This window comes from Acinetobacter sp. YH12086 (assembly GCF_013419345.1).
GTDB classification, from domain to species: Bacteria; Pseudomonadota; Gammaproteobacteria; order Pseudomonadales; family Moraxellaceae; genus Acinetobacter; species Acinetobacter amyesii.
In genome coordinates, this window is sequence record NZ_VPAF01000011.1 from 15,219 (window position 1) to 33,665 (window position 18,447).

General features: G+C 43.0%; 13 protein-coding genes. 6 read left to right on the forward strand and 7 right to left on the reverse strand.

Annotated features, from left to right (window positions below):
* Positions 1 to 67: 67 nt before the first annotated feature.
* Entirely contained in the window at positions 68 to 1,402 is a 1,335-nt protein-coding gene (locus FTU29_RS12195; RefSeq protein ID WP_180122075.1) for an ISNCY family transposase, read from the reverse strand.
* A gap of 180 nt (positions 1,403 to 1,582) precedes the next feature.
* Positions 1,583 to 2,191: an FMN-dependent NADH-azoreductase gene (locus tag FTU29_RS12200; RefSeq protein ID WP_180122077.1), complete on the reverse strand. Its 609-nt coding sequence runs from the start codon at positions 2,189 to 2,191 to the stop codon at positions 1,583 to 1,585.
* 98 nt (positions 2,192 to 2,289) lie between these two features.
* On the opposite strand from FTU29_RS12200, the gene FTU29_RS12205 reads away from it, so the two are divergent.
* Together FTU29_RS12205 and FTU29_RS12210 are read left to right on the forward strand one after the other, a co-directional pair.
* Positions 2,290 to 3,201 carry a LysR family transcriptional regulator gene (locus FTU29_RS12205; RefSeq protein WP_078194112.1) on the forward strand — a complete coding sequence of 304 codons (912 nt, stop codon included), beginning with the start codon at positions 2,290 to 2,292 and terminating at the stop codon, positions 3,199 to 3,201.
* 379 nt (positions 3,202 to 3,580) lie between these two features.
* A complete protein-coding gene (locus FTU29_RS12210) occupies positions 3,581 to 4,318 on the forward strand; it encodes a sulfite exporter TauE/SafE family protein (protein ID WP_180122079.1) in 738 nt (245 codons plus the stop codon).
* Positions 4,319 to 4,321: 3 nt separating this feature from the next.
* Here FTU29_RS12210 and FTU29_RS12215 read toward each other — a convergent pair whose 3' ends face one another.
* The 4 genes from FTU29_RS12215 to FTU29_RS12230 form a co-directional block, all read right to left on the reverse strand.
* Positions 4,322 to 5,230, reverse strand: coding sequence for a LysR family transcriptional regulator (locus FTU29_RS12215; protein WP_180122081.1), 909 nt, complete (start codon positions 5,228 to 5,230; stop codon positions 4,322 to 4,324).
* A 114-nt stretch (positions 5,231 to 5,344) separates the two neighbouring features.
* Positions 5,345 to 6,649, reverse strand: coding sequence for a solute carrier family 23 protein (locus FTU29_RS12220; protein ID WP_180041602.1), 1,305 nt, complete (start codon positions 6,647 to 6,649; stop codon positions 5,345 to 5,347).
* 297 nt (positions 6,650 to 6,946) lie between these two features.
* On the reverse strand, positions 6,947 to 9,631 hold the full coding sequence (gene ppc, locus FTU29_RS12225) for a phosphoenolpyruvate carboxylase (RefSeq protein WP_180122083.1): 2,685 nt from the start codon (positions 9,629 to 9,631) through the stop codon (positions 6,947 to 6,949).
* 152 nt (positions 9,632 to 9,783) lie between these two features.
* Positions 9,784 to 10,407: a TetR/AcrR family transcriptional regulator gene (locus FTU29_RS12230; protein WP_180122085.1), complete on the reverse strand. Its 624-nt coding sequence runs from the start codon at positions 10,405 to 10,407 to the stop codon at positions 9,784 to 9,786.
* Between the two features lie 151 nt (positions 10,408 to 10,558).
* On the opposite strand from FTU29_RS12230, the gene FTU29_RS12235 reads away from it, so the two are divergent.
* The 4 genes from FTU29_RS12235 (at position 10,559) to dnaJ (ending at position 16,538) form a co-directional block, all read left to right on the forward strand.
* Positions 10,559 to 11,665, forward strand: a complete 1,107-nt coding sequence (locus tag FTU29_RS12235) for an efflux RND transporter periplasmic adaptor subunit (RefSeq protein ID WP_180122087.1) — start codon at positions 10,559 to 10,561, stop codon at positions 11,663 to 11,665.
* Positions 11,665 to 14,802, forward strand: coding sequence for an efflux RND transporter permease subunit (locus tag FTU29_RS12240; RefSeq protein WP_180122089.1), 3,138 nt, complete (start codon positions 11,665 to 11,667; stop codon positions 14,800 to 14,802). The genes FTU29_RS12235 and FTU29_RS12240 overlap by 1 nt, the downstream gene beginning before the upstream one ends.
* Positions 14,803 to 14,935: 133 nt before the next feature.
* The gene (locus FTU29_RS12245; RefSeq protein WP_078194105.1) at positions 14,936 to 15,313 is read left to right on the forward strand and encodes a hypothetical protein; all 378 of its coding nucleotides are present in this window, start codon (positions 14,936 to 14,938) and stop codon (positions 15,311 to 15,313) included.
* A 106-nt stretch (positions 15,314 to 15,419) separates the two neighbouring features.
* A complete protein-coding gene (gene dnaJ, locus FTU29_RS12250; RefSeq protein ID WP_111885156.1) occupies positions 15,420 to 16,538 on the forward strand; it encodes a molecular chaperone DnaJ in 1,119 nt (372 codons plus the stop codon).
* 84 nt (positions 16,539 to 16,622) lie between these two features.
* On the opposite strand, the gene FTU29_RS12255 is transcribed toward dnaJ, so the two are convergent.
* Positions 16,623 to 18,266 (reverse strand): PglL family O-oligosaccharyltransferase, encoded by a 1,644-nt coding sequence (locus FTU29_RS12255; RefSeq protein WP_180122091.1) that lies wholly within the window; start codon positions 18,264 to 18,266, stop codon positions 16,623 to 16,625.
* Positions 18,267 to 18,447: the final 181 nt, after the last annotated feature.

Consider the following 18,447-nt stretch of genomic DNA (forward strand, 5'->3'; position numbering starts at 1 on the left):
TGGGACGGATTTATGTTATTCCCCAATTAAAATGTCTATGCGATAAACCATTTAAAATGTCCTGTTTTTAACTACAAGAGTCAAGCACAGGATTTAAATTTCTTTGTTCAATGATGGCTTTCTGAGCTTTACGACTCGGCATACTTTTCTTGAGACGGGAACGTTTATTCTGTTTCTCCAAATCTTCATGTTGCTGCTGGATATGGGCTAGAACCGAGCCTAATCTTTTATTCTCAACAACTGCATTTTGCTGTAGTCCAGCCAGTTTATTGAAGGCGCTATAGTTGATCTTCCGTCCTTCATGCATGATCGCTACAGTGCCATCCGGATACTCCAGAAATGAAATGTATTGCCCAACAAGCTTATGATTCAGTGCTGTTGGCTCAAGTATATAAATACACTTGTCATACGTGATGGTCAGGTTCTTCGTGACCTTACGCGCTTCTTGCCAGGTGAAAATATCCTCCAGTTCAGCATCAAACTCTGTTAAAGGGCGATGTAAGTTCTTGGAATTTCTCGCACACTTGACAAACTTCTGATTGAACTGCTCAATGAAGCAGGGTAGCCAGGCATTGGCTTCGGCAATCGAACTGATGCCTTCCAGACGCATCTCCTTGATCAGACGATCCTGAAGTGTCCTGTTGGCACGTTCCACACGACCTTTGGCCTGCGGTGAGTTGGCAAAGATAATATCAATGTTTAACTCGTTGAGGATCCGCCCAAATTGCGTGATCTTGCTGTCTTGGCAGGATTTCTGATTGACTCGGAATACCGAGTGTTTATCGCTATAAAAGGCCAACGGCTTGCCGTATTGCTCAATGTAGGCTCGGGTTGAAAGCATATAATCAAAGGTTGTTTCAGCCTCACAAAAGCGCAGATGCAACAGCTTTCCAGTGGCATCATCGATATAAACCAGCAAGCAGCATTTGGCGGCTCGTCCTTCAAACCAGTCATGATATGAACCATCAATCTGGATCAACTCACCGAAGCAATCCCGGTTATATCGAGGCTGATATGGCCGTTTCAGACGCTTGGAGCGCGGAATCCAGAGCTCATTGGCAGTCATCCAGCGACGAACCGTTTCCACAGGAATATTCAGACCAAACATGCTCATCAGCTTCTCATGAGCCAAGGTTGGGCCAAAGCCCAGCAGATGTTCAGAAATAATGGAAAGGCATTCAGACTTTACGGCTTCATCATGGCGACGATGGCCAGGTTGACCACGACTGGCATGTGTCAGGCGTGAAACACCGTCTTGCTTTAGCTTCTGTAATAATAGGGTAATTTGGGGGGGAGAAAGATTGAGGATTTCAGAAGCACGGACTTGGGTAATACGATGATCTCGAACATCTTGCAGTACAGCAAGACGTTGAATCTCTTTATCAGACATAGTGATCAGCATCTATATTTTATATCCAGCCCATGATGGTTAAACCATCATAAACTAGACATTTTTATTGGTGAGAATATAGACACTTTAAATGGGTTCTAACATTTTCATTTCGTATAAGCTCTATTATGTTAAATAGAAACCTTAGAACAATAGAAAATTATAATTTCATTTCCATAAGGAAGAATATACTTACAATCCTACGTTCGTTTGTAAAGCAATTTGCTGTGAAGCTAATTCAAGTGCTTTAGATTTCCCTAATGGTTTAATATCAGTGCCTTCAGCATATATAAAATCTACCTTATCAATACCAATTAATCCTAATACTGCTATTAAATATGCCGTAACAGCATCTGTTGGAAGATCTTGATGAAAACCACCACGTGAACTAAAGATAATTGATTTAACACCTTTAATTAATCCTACGGGTGCGGTTTCTGTATATTGAAAAGTTACCCGTGCTCGTGCAATTAAGTCGAACCAGTTTTTTAATTGGGTTGGTACATTTAAGTTATACATTGGTGCTGCAATCAATAATAGATCACAATCTTTCAGCTCTTGAATAAATTGATCAGAGAGAGCTACTGCTGCTTTTGCCTCAGGTTTTTCATTCGCCTCTCCACGTAAGGCATTAAATATCTCTAAGTTTAATACTGGTAAGTTCATAGCTCCTAGATCATGTTCAATTATTTGGTCAACATAACCACTTTGCTTACGTCTATATAAATATTTATTAATGAGCTGATTACTTAGAGATTTTTCCTGCATAAAACTAGATTTGATAACTAAAATTCTGTTCATAGTAAGGTTCCTAATATGAATTTTAATTAGATTATCATTGATAAATTGGATACAAAAGTGATAATAAATCAACTCATTGATTCCCAATTGGAACTAATATGCGTGTTAATGATCTGAAAAGTTTGATGGCATTTATTAGTGTTGTTGAACAAGGAAGTTTTACTAAAGCATCAGAAAAATTACATCTGACTCGTTCCGCTGTCAGTAAGATGATTTCAAAGCTTGAGGTACAGCTCGGAGTAGTACTTTTTAACAGAGATACACGTCATTTAGCTCTCACAGAAGAAGGTAGTATTTTCTATGAACATAGCCAGCGGGCTGTACAAGAATTATTAATAGCTGAGACATTATTTGAAAGTAATAATCAAAATATTCAGGGAATGATACGTATCTCTATGCCTGTATTATTTGGACAAAAGTTCATAGTTCCGATATTAAGAGACTTAGCAGATGAACATCAAAATTTGAATATGGTTCTTTCTTTTAATGATCGTTATATTGATTTAATTGAAGATAATTATGACCTAGTGATAAGAATTGGTAATTTAGAAGATAATAGTCAATTAATGGTTAAAAAGATTTCTGAGCATGCAATGTGGCTCTGTGCCACACCTGAATATTTAAAAAGATACCAGGTTCCTGAGAGCATCAAAGATTTAGATAACCATCAGACTATTGGATATTTGAAAAATGGGCAGCTTGAAAAGTGGATATTTCAAAGTTCTCATCATAAAACTATGAAATATTTGCCAAAAAATAAAGTTCAAATGGATGACATAAAAAGCATATTAGATTATGTACTAATGCATGGAGGAATTGGTTGGTTACCTTCCTGGTTGATTCAAGAATATATACAAAGTGGTCAATTAATACACCTACTTACTAACTATTCAAGTACTAACTATCCTATTCAAATTGTATGGAAAAGATCAAATTTCTTACCAATACGTGTTCGTACTACCATTGATAAAATAGCTTCATCAATACAAAAAGATAGCGTCATTAAATAAGATTTATAAGAGAGGAATTCTAAATTGATAGTAATACAAAATCTTTCTAGTTTAATTTTTAAACACGGATTTATTAAGCTTTCCTAAAATTAACATAATACACGTTATGCGAAATTCTTGAAATTTTCCTATAAGTATCAATATTTTATTAAAAACCGTTCTAGTAAACAGCATATTGGAACGGTTTTTATATCACTATTCCACCAATACGCTTATAACTTATTCGAAATCAAAAGAGTTTGTTTAGCCCATCTACGCTATCTGCTTTAGACGCTATAACCTAGCCTCAACTTTTTATTGAGGCTCTATTCCAAAAACACTGATTTTTCAAAGTGTCTGAATTGCATAGCATAGAGCCAATTCTTTTGCGAGTTTCGCCATGATTTGGTTCGTCATCACAGTTTTTGCAATCGCAGGTCTAATTAAAGGCACGATTGGGTTAGGCCTGCCTGCGGTATCGATGGGCCTCCTCACCATGGTGATCAGTCCATTTCAGGCAGCGACGTTATTGATTATTCCATCTATGGTCACCAACTTTTGGCAACTATTTGCCGAAGGGCAGGTGCTGCGCCTAATTCAACGCTTTTGGTCCTTGTTACTTGGGATTATCGTCGGTTCAATTTGGAGTATTTTTCCAACTTTAGGACATGGTGAATTTAAAAGTGAAGCTTTACTGGGGGGCATGTTGGCACTATACGGACTGTATGGGCTTTGTGCCAAGAGCTTGCCGAACTTTGCACCACATGAAAAATGGCTATCTCCAATGATCGGTTATCTCGGTGGAGCGCTGACTGTTGCGACCGGTGTGGTGGTGATCCCTGTGGTGCCATATTTGCAAGGTTTGCAGCTCAAACGTGATGACCTCGTACAGTCACTCGGTTTAGCCTTTACCACATCAACCATTTGTTTGGCAGTGTTCTTACAGCAAAATCCAGTGGAAGATCTCCCGATTGATTATGCCATGTCAGCCATAGCACTGATTCCAGCGCTCATTGGGATGTGGGCAGGGAAAAAAATTCGTTACCGCATTCCAGAACAAAAATTCCGTAAGGTGTTTTTTATCGGGTTGATTGCCCTCGGTGGCTATATGATGTTGCACCAGTTTGGCGTGATTTAAAGCCTAGACTTGGCCATCTAAAGTAGATTTTTGTGACAGTAGAAACTGACTGAAATGCTGATAATTTAAGGGTAAATCATCAAAATTACGTGCGGTAAGGAGCAGTTTTCGATTGGCCCATTCACCGCTGAGCTCAACTTGTGCAAAGGCATACAAACTGAGTAATCGTTGGGCCGCACGTTTTGGCATGATGGCAATGCCCACACCATTCGCCACCACTTGCGCGATCGCGGCAAAGTTCGGCAAACGTAACCGATACTGAATTTCACAGCCGAATAATTTGGCTTGAGCCTCGATCGATTGTTGTAAGGAATGATATTGCATCAAACCGACAAAGGGATAATTTAAAATCTCTGCGGGTTTGACGCTAGATATCGAGGCCAATTCATGAGTTATAGGACAAATCAGTACCAAAGGATCATTTGCAAACTCAAGTGTTTGTAACTGTGCAGATTTAAAGAAACCTGAAATTAAGCCCAGTTGTGCATTACCTTGCTCTATCGCTGCAATGATGTCTTTAGACTCTGCTTCATGCAGCTCAATTTGTATATTGGGATTTTCCAGTAAATAACGTGGCAGCAAGACCGGCAAATATTCACTTTGTGCAGATGAATTACACCATAAGGTCATATTGGAACTTAGCCCATGGGCAAAGGGCAGCATCGCGTGTTCTAATTGTTGCCCCTCACCTAAGATGCGCTGTGCATGTACAACTAAGGTTTGACCGGCAAGAGTCAGTTTGACCCCTTTGGCTTGGCGAGTGAACAGGGCTGTGCGGTAATGCTGTTCGAGTTTTTTAATCCGTTCACTGGCTGCTTGTAGCGAGATGGCAGAACGAGCAGCGCCTTTGGTCAGACTGCCGCTGTCTACAATGTGCAGCACCAATTGAAGGTCGAACAAATCCAGTCGCATAGGGTGTATTCCTTGGCTAATGCCTTATCTTACCGAAAGTGTAGCTATAAAAAAAAGCGACCTTTCGGCCGCTTTTCAAATGAATATTGTATTCTTTTTAAATGCTTTGGAGGCTTATTCTGATTTATCGCCCAAACTAAAGAACCAGTTCAAAATCAGCGCTGCAAATGTTGCAGTACCAATACCGCCTAAGTTGAAGTTACCGAATTGAAGTGCAAAGTCACCTGTACCTAAAATAATCGTGACTGCTGCCACCATCAGGTTTTTATTTTTTGAGAAATCGACTTTGTTTTCAATCCAAATTTTCGCACCTGCAATGGTAATTAGACCAAATACAACAATCGATGCACCTGTCAAAATGGCTTGCGGAATGGTATGAATAATCGCACCAAACTTTGGAGAAAGACCAAGGAAGATGGCGAATACACCTGCAAATACAAACACGATGGTCGAGTAAACACGCGTTACTGCCATCACACCAATATTTTCGCCATAGGTGGTCATACCCGGACCGCCGACACCGCCTGATAGTGTGGTTGCAACACCATCTGCAACGAAGGCTTTACCAATGTGCGGATCGAGGTTTTCACCTGTCATCGCACCTACAGCTTTGATGTGGCCAAGGTTTTCAGCAACCAAAATCAACGCAATCGGTGCAATGATCAGCATGGCATTGAAATCAAAAACAGGCGAATGGAAGTGCGGAACACCAAACCAAGCTGCATCTTGTACTGGAACGAAGTTGATTGGTGTGCCATGACCCATGACATTGGAAATGATGTAATACACCAAGTAAGCGAGTAGAAGGCCAACTAAGAGTAATAGACGTTGTAATAAACCTTTGGTGAACACAGCAATTGAACCCATACATAGTACGGTTACTAAAGCCATCCACATATTAAAGTTATTACCGGCAACCCCTTTAATGGTCACTGGGGCAAGGTTGAGACCAATGATCATCACCACTGCACCTGTAACGACAGGCGGCATAAGTTTTTCAATCCAACGGGTACCCGTTGCCATCACGATAAAACCAAAAATGGCATATAAAATACCGCAGGCCATAATCCCGCCTGCTGCCATCGCGATATTGGCATTTGGCGCGCCAGTACCTGATGCTGCATAACCGGTTGCCGCGATCACCACACCAATAAAGGCAAAACTAGAGCCTAAATAACTTGGTACACGACCACCTGTCATAAAGAAGAACAGGATGGTACAGATCCCCGACATTAAAATCGCAAGGTTGGCATCAAAGCCCATCAAAAATGGCGCAAGGACAGTTGCACCAAACATTGCAAAGGCATGTTGTATCCCCAATACAACACTTTGCACCGGAGGTAGGTACTCATTTGTACCTACAGGACGTGCATCAATATTGCCTTCGTACGGGCGCCATTTGGGAAACCAATTGGACATAAAATGAGCACTCAAAAGATAAATTGTGCACATCATACTCTTGTTTTTTAGAAGATTTAATCTCTTTTAAAAATATTTTGTTCAAACTAATTACATGACTTTACATGTAAATTTACCAAATGGTAAAAGTTTTAAGGGCGTAAAAAAGGCATTAAATCATGCAATTAATCAAATAGGATAAGAGTCAATACTTCATAAATTTTTCTTATTTTATATATTCCAAAATAAATTAAAACCAATATGACTGGTCAAAAAAAAAGCACACAGTTCTGTGTGCTTTTTGAAAACTTGGAAGATTTAGCCAGTGTTACGCAAACCTGCCGCAATACCCGCGATGCTGACCATCAACGCATGGTCAACTGGGGTATTTTCAGCCTGACGCTCGGCAAGGTAAGCACGGCGGCGTTTCATTAGCTCGGCTTGCAGTAAATGAAGTGGCAATAAATAAGGCTTACGCACCTTCATGGATTGGTCAAGCACATCGTTACTGCTAAGCAATTTCGATTCACCTTTGAGTGCTAATAGTGTTTGTACCGCATCACGTAGACGCTGACGTAACTCTTCGCCCAACTGTTTGAGGTCTGCGTCATCCGTCAGATGAGACTCATAATATAGTGCCACATGGCCATCAGCCTTAGACAAGACCATTTCCAACATATCAATTAACGTTTGGAAATAAGGCCACTGTTGTAGCATTTCTTCTAAGGTTGCTTTTTGACCCTGATCAATCACCTGATTAATCGCAGCACCTGTACCGAGCCAAGCAGGTAGCATTAAACGGATTTGCGTCCATGCGAACACCCAAGGAATCGCACGTAAAGACTCAATCCCACCGCTAACTTTACGTTTGGCTGGGCGTGAGCCGAGCGGTAACATTTGTAGTTCCAGTTCTGGCGTTACAGTTCGTAGGTATTTTACAAAATGCGGATTTTCACGAACGGTTTGACGATACACCTGTACCGACAGATCCGTCATGCTGTGCATGAGCTGACGCCATTCCTGTTTCGGTTCAGGCGGTGGTAATAAGGTCGCTTCTAAGGTCGCTGCGGTGTAAATTTCTAAGTTTTGTAAGGCAATGCCTTCTAATCCAAACTTGAAGCGAATCATTTCCCCTTGTTCTGTGACACGGATTGCACCTGAAATCGAACCCGGCGGCTGTGAAAATAGGGCTTGCTGTGTCGGCGCACCACCACGGCTGATTGAACCGCCACGGCCATGGAATAATGTCAGTTGTACATCATGCTTTTTCGCAACTGCGGTTAATTCTTCCTGTGCACGATACTGCGCCCAGTTTGCCGACATAAAGCCCGCATCTTTGGCTGAGTCTGAATAGCCAATCATCACCTCGTGTTTACCCTGAATATGCTGCTTATACCAATGCATATTGAATAGGGTATTCATAGTACGGGCGGCACCATCCAAATCTTTTAAAGTTTCAAACAGTGGCACGACGCGTAGCGCTTGTTTGATGCCGGCTTCTTTTTGCAGTAACAATACAGCCAAGACATCACTCGGATGTTCGGCCATGGAAATAATATAAGCCCCTAAACTTTCAGGTGGCTGTTCTGCCAAAGTGCGCATGGTCGCAAAGACTTCTTGTACATCTGGATGTTCAATCAGGCTTTGTTTTGGCTCATTTAAAAACTTCGGTAGCAATGGACGTTTGCTTTGGAGTTCCTGAATCAAGAAGTTTTGACGGGCTTGCTCCGTCCATGTTTCAAAATTGCCTAAACCTAAATATTCAGTAATGGCAGAAATCGCTTGGCGATGACGCGTGGATTCCTGACGAATATCGAGTTTGAGTAATTCGATACCGAAACAATTCACCCGATGAATAAAGTCGAGTAACTGACCATTGGCAATTTCAGGTAAACCGCTGTCAATCAGTGAACGGTAGCAAACCAACAGTGGATCGAGCAGCTCATGTCGGCTTTTAATGACTTGACTGTCATCAGCATCTTCGCCACGGAGTTTTAGTGCTAACCAGTGACGAGTGGCTTTGAGGCGTTCACGTGCATCACGCAGGTATTCACGATAGGGTTCAGGGTGGAAATGGCCCAAAGCATCACTGAGTTCTTTACTGCATTCTTGAATCGAAAGTTCCCAGCGCAGGTCTTCGATATCGCGTAAATACAAGTCGGCAGCTTTCCAACGTGAAAGCCACAGCACTTCTTGAGTAATATTATGGGTGACGTTTGGGTTACCATCACGGTCACCGCCCATCCATGACGCAAAGCGCACAGGGGCAACATTTAAAGGCAAGGTCTTGCCACAATGATCTTGAACCATGCCATCCAATTCACGCATGAATTTGGGTACAGCATTCCACAAGGTCTGTTCAATGGTCGTGAAGCCCCATTTGGCTTCGTCGACAGGCGTCGGGCGATGTTGACGAATTTCATCCGTTTGCCATGCCGAGCAAATCAGTTGTTTTAAATCATCCAGTACGGCTTTGCGTTCGCGTGGCGTAAGTTTTTGTTGATCCATTTTAAACAGGCAATCATTAATACCATCATATTTTTGGATCAAGGTACGGCGGCTGACTTCGGTTGGATGTGCAGTCAGTACCAATTCAATTTTTAATTCACAAATTTGTTGGAACAGTTGGTCCGAACTGATGTTATTGCTTTTAAATTTTTCAAATAAATGATCGAGTGGATTCGGTGAAGGTGCTTGCTCATCAAACTCACTTTGGCGACGGCTGCGCACCACATTGTACTGTTCGGCAATATTGGCAAAGTTGAGAAAGTGCGTAAATGCACGGGTCAGTGGCAGAATTTCTTCATCTTTTAAATTTAAAAATAATTGTTCTAACTGTTTTTCAGCTTCAACTTGTCCATCGCGCGCGCCTTTAGACAAAGCACGAATTTGCTCTACCTGATTAAACAAATCTTGTCCTGCATGCTGTTTTAGGGTTTCACCCAATAAATTGCCCAGTAAGCGCACGTCTTCACGTAATGGAGCATCAATTTGTTGAATCATTTGTTATTTCTCCGCGTATTCCTGTCTCGACTATACCCCGAAAGTGCCGTGGCAAAAGGGGGTACAGACAAAAGTCGGATGACTTTTCTAGGTAAATGAGCAATAGCTATGCCATTTGTTTCAGTTTAGCGTTGAAATATTTCAGAAAATGCTTAGCTCTGCGTGCCGAGTTGATATTTCAACATAAAGATGTCGATGGCAGAGTGAATAATGGCCTGTCGCTCTGCTGCTTCAGGTACTGGGCGCATGCCCAATAAGACTTCTTGATGGCGTAGTCCCATCAGTAGAGACACAATCAGTTCAGTTTGTCGGGCAGGATTATCCTGCTGAATGAAATTTAAAGCCGCTGCGTCTTGAAAGAAATTCTCCCAGACTTGGCGCATTTTCAAATGTGAGGCACGGAAAAACTGGTCGACCAAGGGACTGTGTTCGGCAGCCAACTCCAAAAGTAATAAATCCAGTTTAATGGCTTCTGGCAAATTCATGATGTTCAGCCCCAACTCACAAATTTCAACGAAAGCCTGCATAAAATGACTTTCGCTGTGCAGATGTCGCGGGCGAGTATTTAAAATATATTCACAGGTATCTTCAATTGCACTGGTAAATAAGGTGGCTTTGTCCTGAAAATGATTATAGACCGTCAGTTTGGTGACCCCTGCATGTTGCGCAATCTGATTCATGCTGCAACCGTGATAGCCCATTTCTAAAAATAATTGTTTTGCAGACTCTAAAATCCGTTGTCGTTTTTCTAAGTCTTTCGGGCGGCCGACATTCATTTGCTGAAAAAATTCCAAAAAAGGCGAAAAGGTCATTGATTTCGGATAATTAATCTAATTAATGTACCGCATGGTTTATTAATTAAAAAATAACCAAATTAATTGAATAATATTCTGCCCTAAAAAAGACTTTTTATTAAGAGCGAACTTCATGAGTACGATTAAGACCACAGTTGTCAGCATGATTATCGTTTGTAGTGTGACCTTATGGGGATGCAGCAAGGATAAAGCCCAAACGGAACAGGAAGTGCCATTTGTGATGGTGACTCAGCCGGGCGCCACACATTTTGAACAAAAAAGTTATGCGGGTGATGTACAAGCACGCCAGCAAACGGCTTTGGCGTTTCGGGTTGGCGGCCAAATCACTGAGCGCTATGTCGATGTTGGAGACCAAGTCCGAGTCGGGCAAGTCTTGGCAAAATTAGATGTCAAAGATGCACAGTTGCAACTGAATGCAGCACAAGCGCAGCTTGAAAGTGCGCGTTCCGCTGTACAAATTGCTGAAGATGAACTAAAACGCTTTAAGCAATTATTGCCAGTCAATGCCGTGAGTCGTTCGCAGTATGATGCAGTGGAAAACCAATATAAAGCAGCACAGTCGAACTTAAAGCAAGCCCAATCAAATTATGATGTGAGTCGTAATCAGACCGGTTATAACCAATTAATTGCCAATAAAAATGGGGTCATTACTGAGCGTAATATTGAGATTGGTCAAGTGATTGCAGCAGGACAACCGGCATTTCAATTGGCGATTGCAGGTGAACGTGAAGTGGTCATTGGTGTGCCTGAACAAGCGGTTACTGAAATTAAAACAGGGCAGGATGCATGGGTCACTTTGTGGTCGAAACCACAGGAAAAATTTGCAGGCTATGTGCGTGAAATTAGTCCTGCAGCCGATCAGTCTCGTACATATAGTGTCAAAGTGGCATTGCGTGAAGGCAATAGTGCCATTCAACTGGGGCAAAGTGCACGGGTATTTTTAACCAAAGCACAGCAGAATGTTTTGCATGTGCCGTTATCGAGTGTGTCTGCGAGTGGTCAGCAGGCGTATGTGATGGTGGTCAATGCAGATAATACGGTACGTAAAGTTCCAGTAAGTTTAGGCGAATACGGACGTGACAGCGTGCCCGTACTTAGTGGTCTGCAAGCAGGGGATTTTGTTGTGGTTGGCGGCGTGCATTTGCTCCGCGAAAAACAAAAAATACAACCCGTTGATCGTGAAAATCGTGCGGTAAACATTCAGACAGGAGTTAAATAATGCATTTTAACTTGTCTGAGTGGGCACTGAAAAATAAAGGTTTAATCCTTTATTTTATGATTCTGCTGGGCATCGTTGGGATATTTTCCTATTCCAAATTGTCGCAGAGTGAAGACCCGCCATTTACCTTTAAAGTCATGGTGATTCAAACCTATTGGCCTGGTGCAACAGCCAAAGAAGTTTCGCTACAGGTCACCGATCGAATTGAAAAAGAACTGATGACTACGGGGCAGTATGAACGCATCATGGCGTATTCACGTCCGGGTGAATCCATGGTGACCTTTGTGGCCAAGGACAGTTTACGTTCGCAGCAAGTCCCTGATGTTTGGTACACCGTGCGTAAAAAGGTCAATGATATTCGCTATCAATTACCAGCTGGGGTGCAAGGTCCTTTCTTTAATGATGAGTTTGGTGACACCTTTGGCAATATCTATGTGCTCACCGGTAAAGACTTTGACTATGCCACCATGAAGGAATATGCCGACCGTTTACAGCTCCAGTTACAACGAGTCAAAGACGTTGCGAAAGTGGATTTAATTGGTCTACAAGATCAAAAAGTTTGGATTGAAATTTCCAACACCAAAGCCACGCAAATGGGCATACCCGTGACGGCGATTCAACAAGCCTTGCAGCAGCAAAATACGGTTGCCAGTGCCGGCTTTTTTGAAACCAATTCAGACCGTATTCAGGTGCGTGTCAGCGGCAATTTACAAAACATTGATGAACTGCGTCAGATGCCCTTATTGGTGAATGGACGAACGATTCAATTGGGTGATGTGGCTGATGTACATCGGGGCTTTAGTGATCCACCACAGCCGCGTATGCGTTTTATGGGCGAAAATGGTTTAGGTATTGCCGTGTCGATGCGTAAAGGTGGCGACATTTTGGCTTTGGGTAAAAACCTAGAAACAGAATTTGCCCGCTTGCAAAAAACTTTGCCCTTGGGTATGGAACTGAAAAAAGTTTCTGATCAGCCTGTAGCCGTGAAGCGCAGCGTCAATGAGTTTATGAAAGTCCTCGCTGAGGCGGTGATTATCGTCCTATTGGTGAGCTTCTTCTCCTTGGGTTTCCGTACAGGATTGGTTGTGGCATTTTCCATTCCCTTAGTCTTGGCCATGACTTTTGCTGGCATGCAGATGTTTGATGTCGGTTTGCACAAGATTTCTTTGGGAGCATTGATTCTCGCACTCGGTTTATTGGTGGATGATGCGATTATTGCCGTCGAAATGATGGCGATCAAAATGGAGCAGGGCTATAGCCGATTACAAGCCGCCGGACATGCATGGCGCACCACCGCATTTCCAATGCTGACAGGCACGCTAATTACGGCTGCAGGATTTTTGCCGATTGCCACAGCCGCATCGAGCACAGGCGAATATACCCGCTCGATTTTCCAAGTGGTCACCATTGCATTGGTGGTGTCATGGTTTGCAGCAGTGCTGTTTGTACCCTATTTGGGGGATACATTACTACCCGACTTCAACGAAGATTTGGTACAAAAAGCCCCTTGGTATCAGCGCCTGTGGGCACGTTTGCGCAAACAACCTGAACCTCAGCCGATGGTGCATCATGCCGGCGAACATCACGATCCTTATCAGTCGCCGTTTTATCAACGTTTCCGTGGTTGGGTTGACACTTGTGTGACTTATCGCAAGACGGTGATTGCAGCGACGGTTGGCATTTTTGTGTTATCGATTTTAATGTTTAAAACCGTACCACAGCAGTTCTTCCCACCGTCAAACCGTGCTGAAATTTTAGTGGATTTAAAGCTCGAGGAAGGTGCATCTCTGAAAGCCACAGAAGCGGCCGTAAAAAAAGTCGAAGCGTTCTTGTCGAAAAAACAGGGCATTGATAATTTTGTGGCTTATGTGGGGACAGGTTCACCGCGGTTTTATTTACCTCTAGATCAGCAGTTACCTCAAGCCAGTTTTGCTCAGTTTGTGGTATTGGCTTCATCTTTAGATGATCGTAATGAGATCCGCCAGTCATTAGCAGAAGAAATCCGTAAGCTTTTACCTGAAGTACGTACACGGGTTTCACTTTTAGAAAATGGGCCACCTGTGGGTTATCCATTGCAGTTCCGCGTGTCGGGTGAAGATCTAAGCTTAGTGCGTGAGTGGGCACAACGTGTGTCTGCAAAAGTCAGTGAAAACCCGAACACCACCAATGTGCATTTGGATTGGGGTGAGCCAAGCAAAGTCATTAAACTGGACATCGACCAAGATCGCGCACGTCAAATGGGGGTTTCCAGTCTAGATCTGTCCAATTTCCTGAATAGTTCAATCAGTGGTGCGGTGATTAATCAGTATCGTGAGAAACGAGAGCTGATTGAAATTCGGATGCGTGGTGATCAAGCGGAGCGATTGGATGTCGGTTCTCTCAGCAGTTTGGCTGTACCGACCAGCAATGGTGGTTCAGTGCCATTGGCGCAGATTGCGAAAATTGAGTATAGCTTTGAAGAAGGTTTGATTTGGCATCGTAACCGTTTACCGACCATTACTGTGCGCGCGGATATTCGCAGTAAATTGCAACCTGCAACGGTGGTGGGTGAGTTAAAAGATTCATTTGATCATTTACGTGCAGAGATGCCGAATGGTTATCTACTCGAAGTAGGCGGCACTGTGGAAGAGTCAGCACGAGGCCAAACTTCTGTAAATGCAGGCATGCCATTATTTCTCGCAGTTGTCATGACTTTGTTGATGATTCAATTACGCAGCATGTCACGGGCGATGATCGTATTTTTAACAGCACCTTTGGGCATTATTGGCGTGGTGTTATTCCTGTTATTGTTCAATAAACCCTTTGGTTTTGTGGCAATGCTCGGCACGATTGCACTGTCAGGAATGATTATGCGCAATTCACTGATTTTGATTGATCAGATTGAACAAGATATTCAGTCTGGGGAGTCGGCTTGGGATGCGATTATCAATGCAACTGTGCGTCGTTGCCGTCCAATTGTGTTGACTGCATTGGCTGCTGTATTGGCGATGATTCCACTTTCTCGCAGTATTTTCTTCGGTCCAATGGCCGTGGCGATTATGGGTGGATTGATCGTGGCGACCCTGCTGACCTTGTTCTTTTTACCTGCGCTATATGCACAGTGGTTTAAAGTGAAAAAAACTCAGCAGAATCCTTAAAAGTGTCATAATATTGGGTGCGAAATATTGAATTTTTCTCTATAGTAGCACCTGATCTACAAAGACATTTTTAAAAAGTAAAACAACCACAAGTGCAGCGCGGCATATTGTGGTGTACGGGGTTGAATCACAGATGACAGCAGAGAGTTTAGCTAAGTATCGCCGTTATGTTGCGATTTCTTATGTCTTCATGTTTTTCGCTTTATTTACCCTGATTAGTGGTGTATTTGCCTACGGCTTTGCACGCAAAGTCACTCAAATCGATTCTGCAGAAGTTTGGCTACAAGCCCAAGCGCTTTGGGTCATGCGCACCGTCGTGATTTATTCCATGATGGCCATTTTTGCCGCACTGTGGTTTATTCCTTTATTTTTCTATTATTGGGACACCTATCTTTGGGTGACTGCATGCACGGTAATTGGTGTGGTCTTTGCTGCGATTGCCTTTTTGTATTTATTAAATGCATGGATCCAAGGTCTATCCAAATTCGTTAAAAATAAGGCTGTTTTCTAAGTCGATTTATTTTTTTCCTGCCTACCCCTTGAAAAAATGGTTTGATTCCCCAATTTCAGACCACAGTTAAGTATTAAATTAAATTCCGTGAGGAGCATCGCCAGACATGGCTAAACGTGATTATTATGAGGTTTTAGGTGTATCTAAAACCGCAAGTGATGATGAAATTAAAAAAGCCTACCGTAAGTTGGCGATGAAGTATCACCCTGACCGTAATCCAGATAACCCAGAAGCTGAAGAAAAATTCAAAGAAGCTGCAGAAGCATATGAAGTTTTATCGGACAGCGAAAAACGTAGTATGTATGACCGTATGGGACATCAAGCTTTTGAAGGCGGCATGGGCGGCGGCGGTGGCTTCGGTGGTGGTTTTAGCGCAGAAGATATTTTTAGTCAGTTTGGTGACATATTCGGTGGCGCATTTGGCGGTGGTGGCCGTGGTGGTCAGCAACGTGCACGCCGTGGTTCAGACTTACGCTATGTTATGGAGCTTACCCTTGAGGAAGCTGTAAAAGGCGTGAAAAAAACCATTACCTTTACTGCGCCAGCGCCATGTGATGCCTGTGATGGTAAAGGATCTAAAAATCCAAACGACGTCGAAACGTGTAAAACCTGTCATGGTGCAGGTCAAGTGCGTATGCAACAGGGCTTCTTCTCTGTGCAGCAAACCTGTAGCACCTGTCGTGGTCAAGGTAAAATTATTAAGAACCCATGTAATAAATGTCATGGTTCAGGGGTTTCTGACCGTCAGCAAACTTTAGAAGTGACCATTCCTGCAGGTGTGGACAATGGCGACCGCGTACGTTTAAGTGGCAAAGGTGAGGCGATCCGTGATGGCCAAGCAGGCGACTTATATGTAGAAGTGGTGGTACGTGAACACGAAATCTTCCAACGTGATGGCGCTGACCTGTATATGGATGTGCCTGTAAGCATTGCAGATGCTGCATTGGGTAAAGAAATTCAAATTCCGACTCTCGATGGTCGTGTGAGCTTGAAAGTACCTGAAGGGACTCAAACTGGTAAGTTGTTCCGCTTACGTGGTAAAGGTGTGAAACCTGTACGTACCAGCATGACCGGTGACTTACTCTGCCGTATTGTGGTGGAAACGCCTGTGAACTTAACGGCTCGTCAACGTGAATTGTTGAAAGAGTTACAAGACACGATGGATGGCGATGACAATAAATCATCTCCGAAGAAAAAATCATTCTTCGACCGTTTGTTTGATTAATTGAAATGATTTGCTTGAGTTCGCTGTGATGTGAACTTAGCTATAAAAAAGCCTGCATAATTGCAGGCTTTTTTATTGAGCGTTTTAAGGTTTCGGCTGTGCTATAGGCGCTAATAAACTCTCATAGCTCATGTCGAGCCGATAAATATTTTTAAGACGCTGTAGCTGATGACGTGCTTCAGCCTCGCGACCATTAAATGCCAATAAACGTGCATATTTAATGATGTGATATTTCGCTGGGTAGCTGCGAACCAATTTTTCAGTATCCTGAATGGTTTGTTCAGAAACGATGGAGTACGGATTTAAACGAATAATCGCCACCCGATGCCTAAATTCCGTCAGCAAATAGATCGGCTCATGGTTGGTGATTTTCTCTGGCGTTTTTTCATATTTTGATGCCTGACCCAGCTGAATCGCTGCATTGGCATAATCACGATAAATCACCGTAATCAGCACGGCGCCAATCCCGAAAACAATGCGGATAAACCACGGAGACAGATTCAAAGTAGCCGCCTGTGGCTTGGCCGCTTGAAGAATCCCGATAATAAAGCCCGCAGGCAGTAAGAAATATGCGTAGTTTTGCGGAAACTCTAACATGGCATGAATAACGAAGACACCGACCATCAATAGGCCAATGACAGATAATGCAGACTTAGCTAACTTTTGTAATTGGATGCCCCAATAGGCGAAATAGGCCAAGAACGGCACACCAATAATAGCGCCATTCCACAATAAGAAATCCAAAATAAAATTGTGTGAACTACGAATCCATACAGGCCCTTGTACCGTGTCAGAGATCGAGACAAAAGCGCTACTGGTTTGATGCCAACCATAGCCAAACCAAGGCTGTGCAGCTACGGCATGCGCCATTTGTTGCCAAATGGCTAAACGAGACATATCGCCACCAGCACGTTCAGCTACGTCACGACTTTCTTGAATATTCATGTCGGATATTTGGCTCATGATTTGACTTAATTTTGGCATCAATACAATCAGTGCCACAAAGCCGATAAACCAGGCCAAGCTGTAAAACCAGCGAAGACGGATATAATCTTTGTACTGTGCATAAGCCAAATAGACTAGGACACAGATACTTGCCACCCAAGAGGTGCGAGATTGGCTGAGCGCGACCCCAATTAAAATAGGAATTGCACAAGCGACCAAATAGCGGGTTTTAACTTTTTGCTGTTCATAAACATATAAGCAGGCTAACAAGGACATGAGCAGAAACGTGGCCATGTTATTTGGCTGAGCAAAGTTTGCAAATGGGCGCGTAGTTCCACTAATTTTCATCACAAAAGGAAGAAACGAGTCGAAATCTAACCACTGACATATTGCGATGAGTCCCGTCATGACCCCAGATGCAACAAAGGTATAGCTTAGGTATAGGAAGGTTTTTTCGCGTTTTTCCGTACCTTGCGAGAGGCTGAAACCAAGATTGATACACAGCCAGAAGCTGAACACAAACAGCATACAGAGCAAGGCAATACTAAAATAATACACCTGCCCAAAAGCCAATTGGACGAAGGGAATCAGCGCTAAGAGCAACAGGGGCAAGGAAATTTTTGCCACCATGAGCTTTTCTTTAAAGAACGTTGCCGCTAAGGCAAACAGGGCAAAAAAGGTATAAAGCTCACCGGTATACGTGGCCCAAGGTCGGTAATGAATCGGAATCAGCCATGCCAGTGCAATACAGACTGCCGCACAAAGATACAATAGGGTTTTCATGAATATTCAAGATCAATAGAACGCGCCTATCATACCGTGAAAATGCCCAAACTTGGTGAGGGAATAGTCAGCGTCTGTCGAAGAGCTTGATTTGCAAAAGTCTTTCGGAAAATACAGGATTTTTTTGTTTGTAACTTAGCCTGCGCATGGAGTTTTGATATAGTAAGACCAATTTCGAATC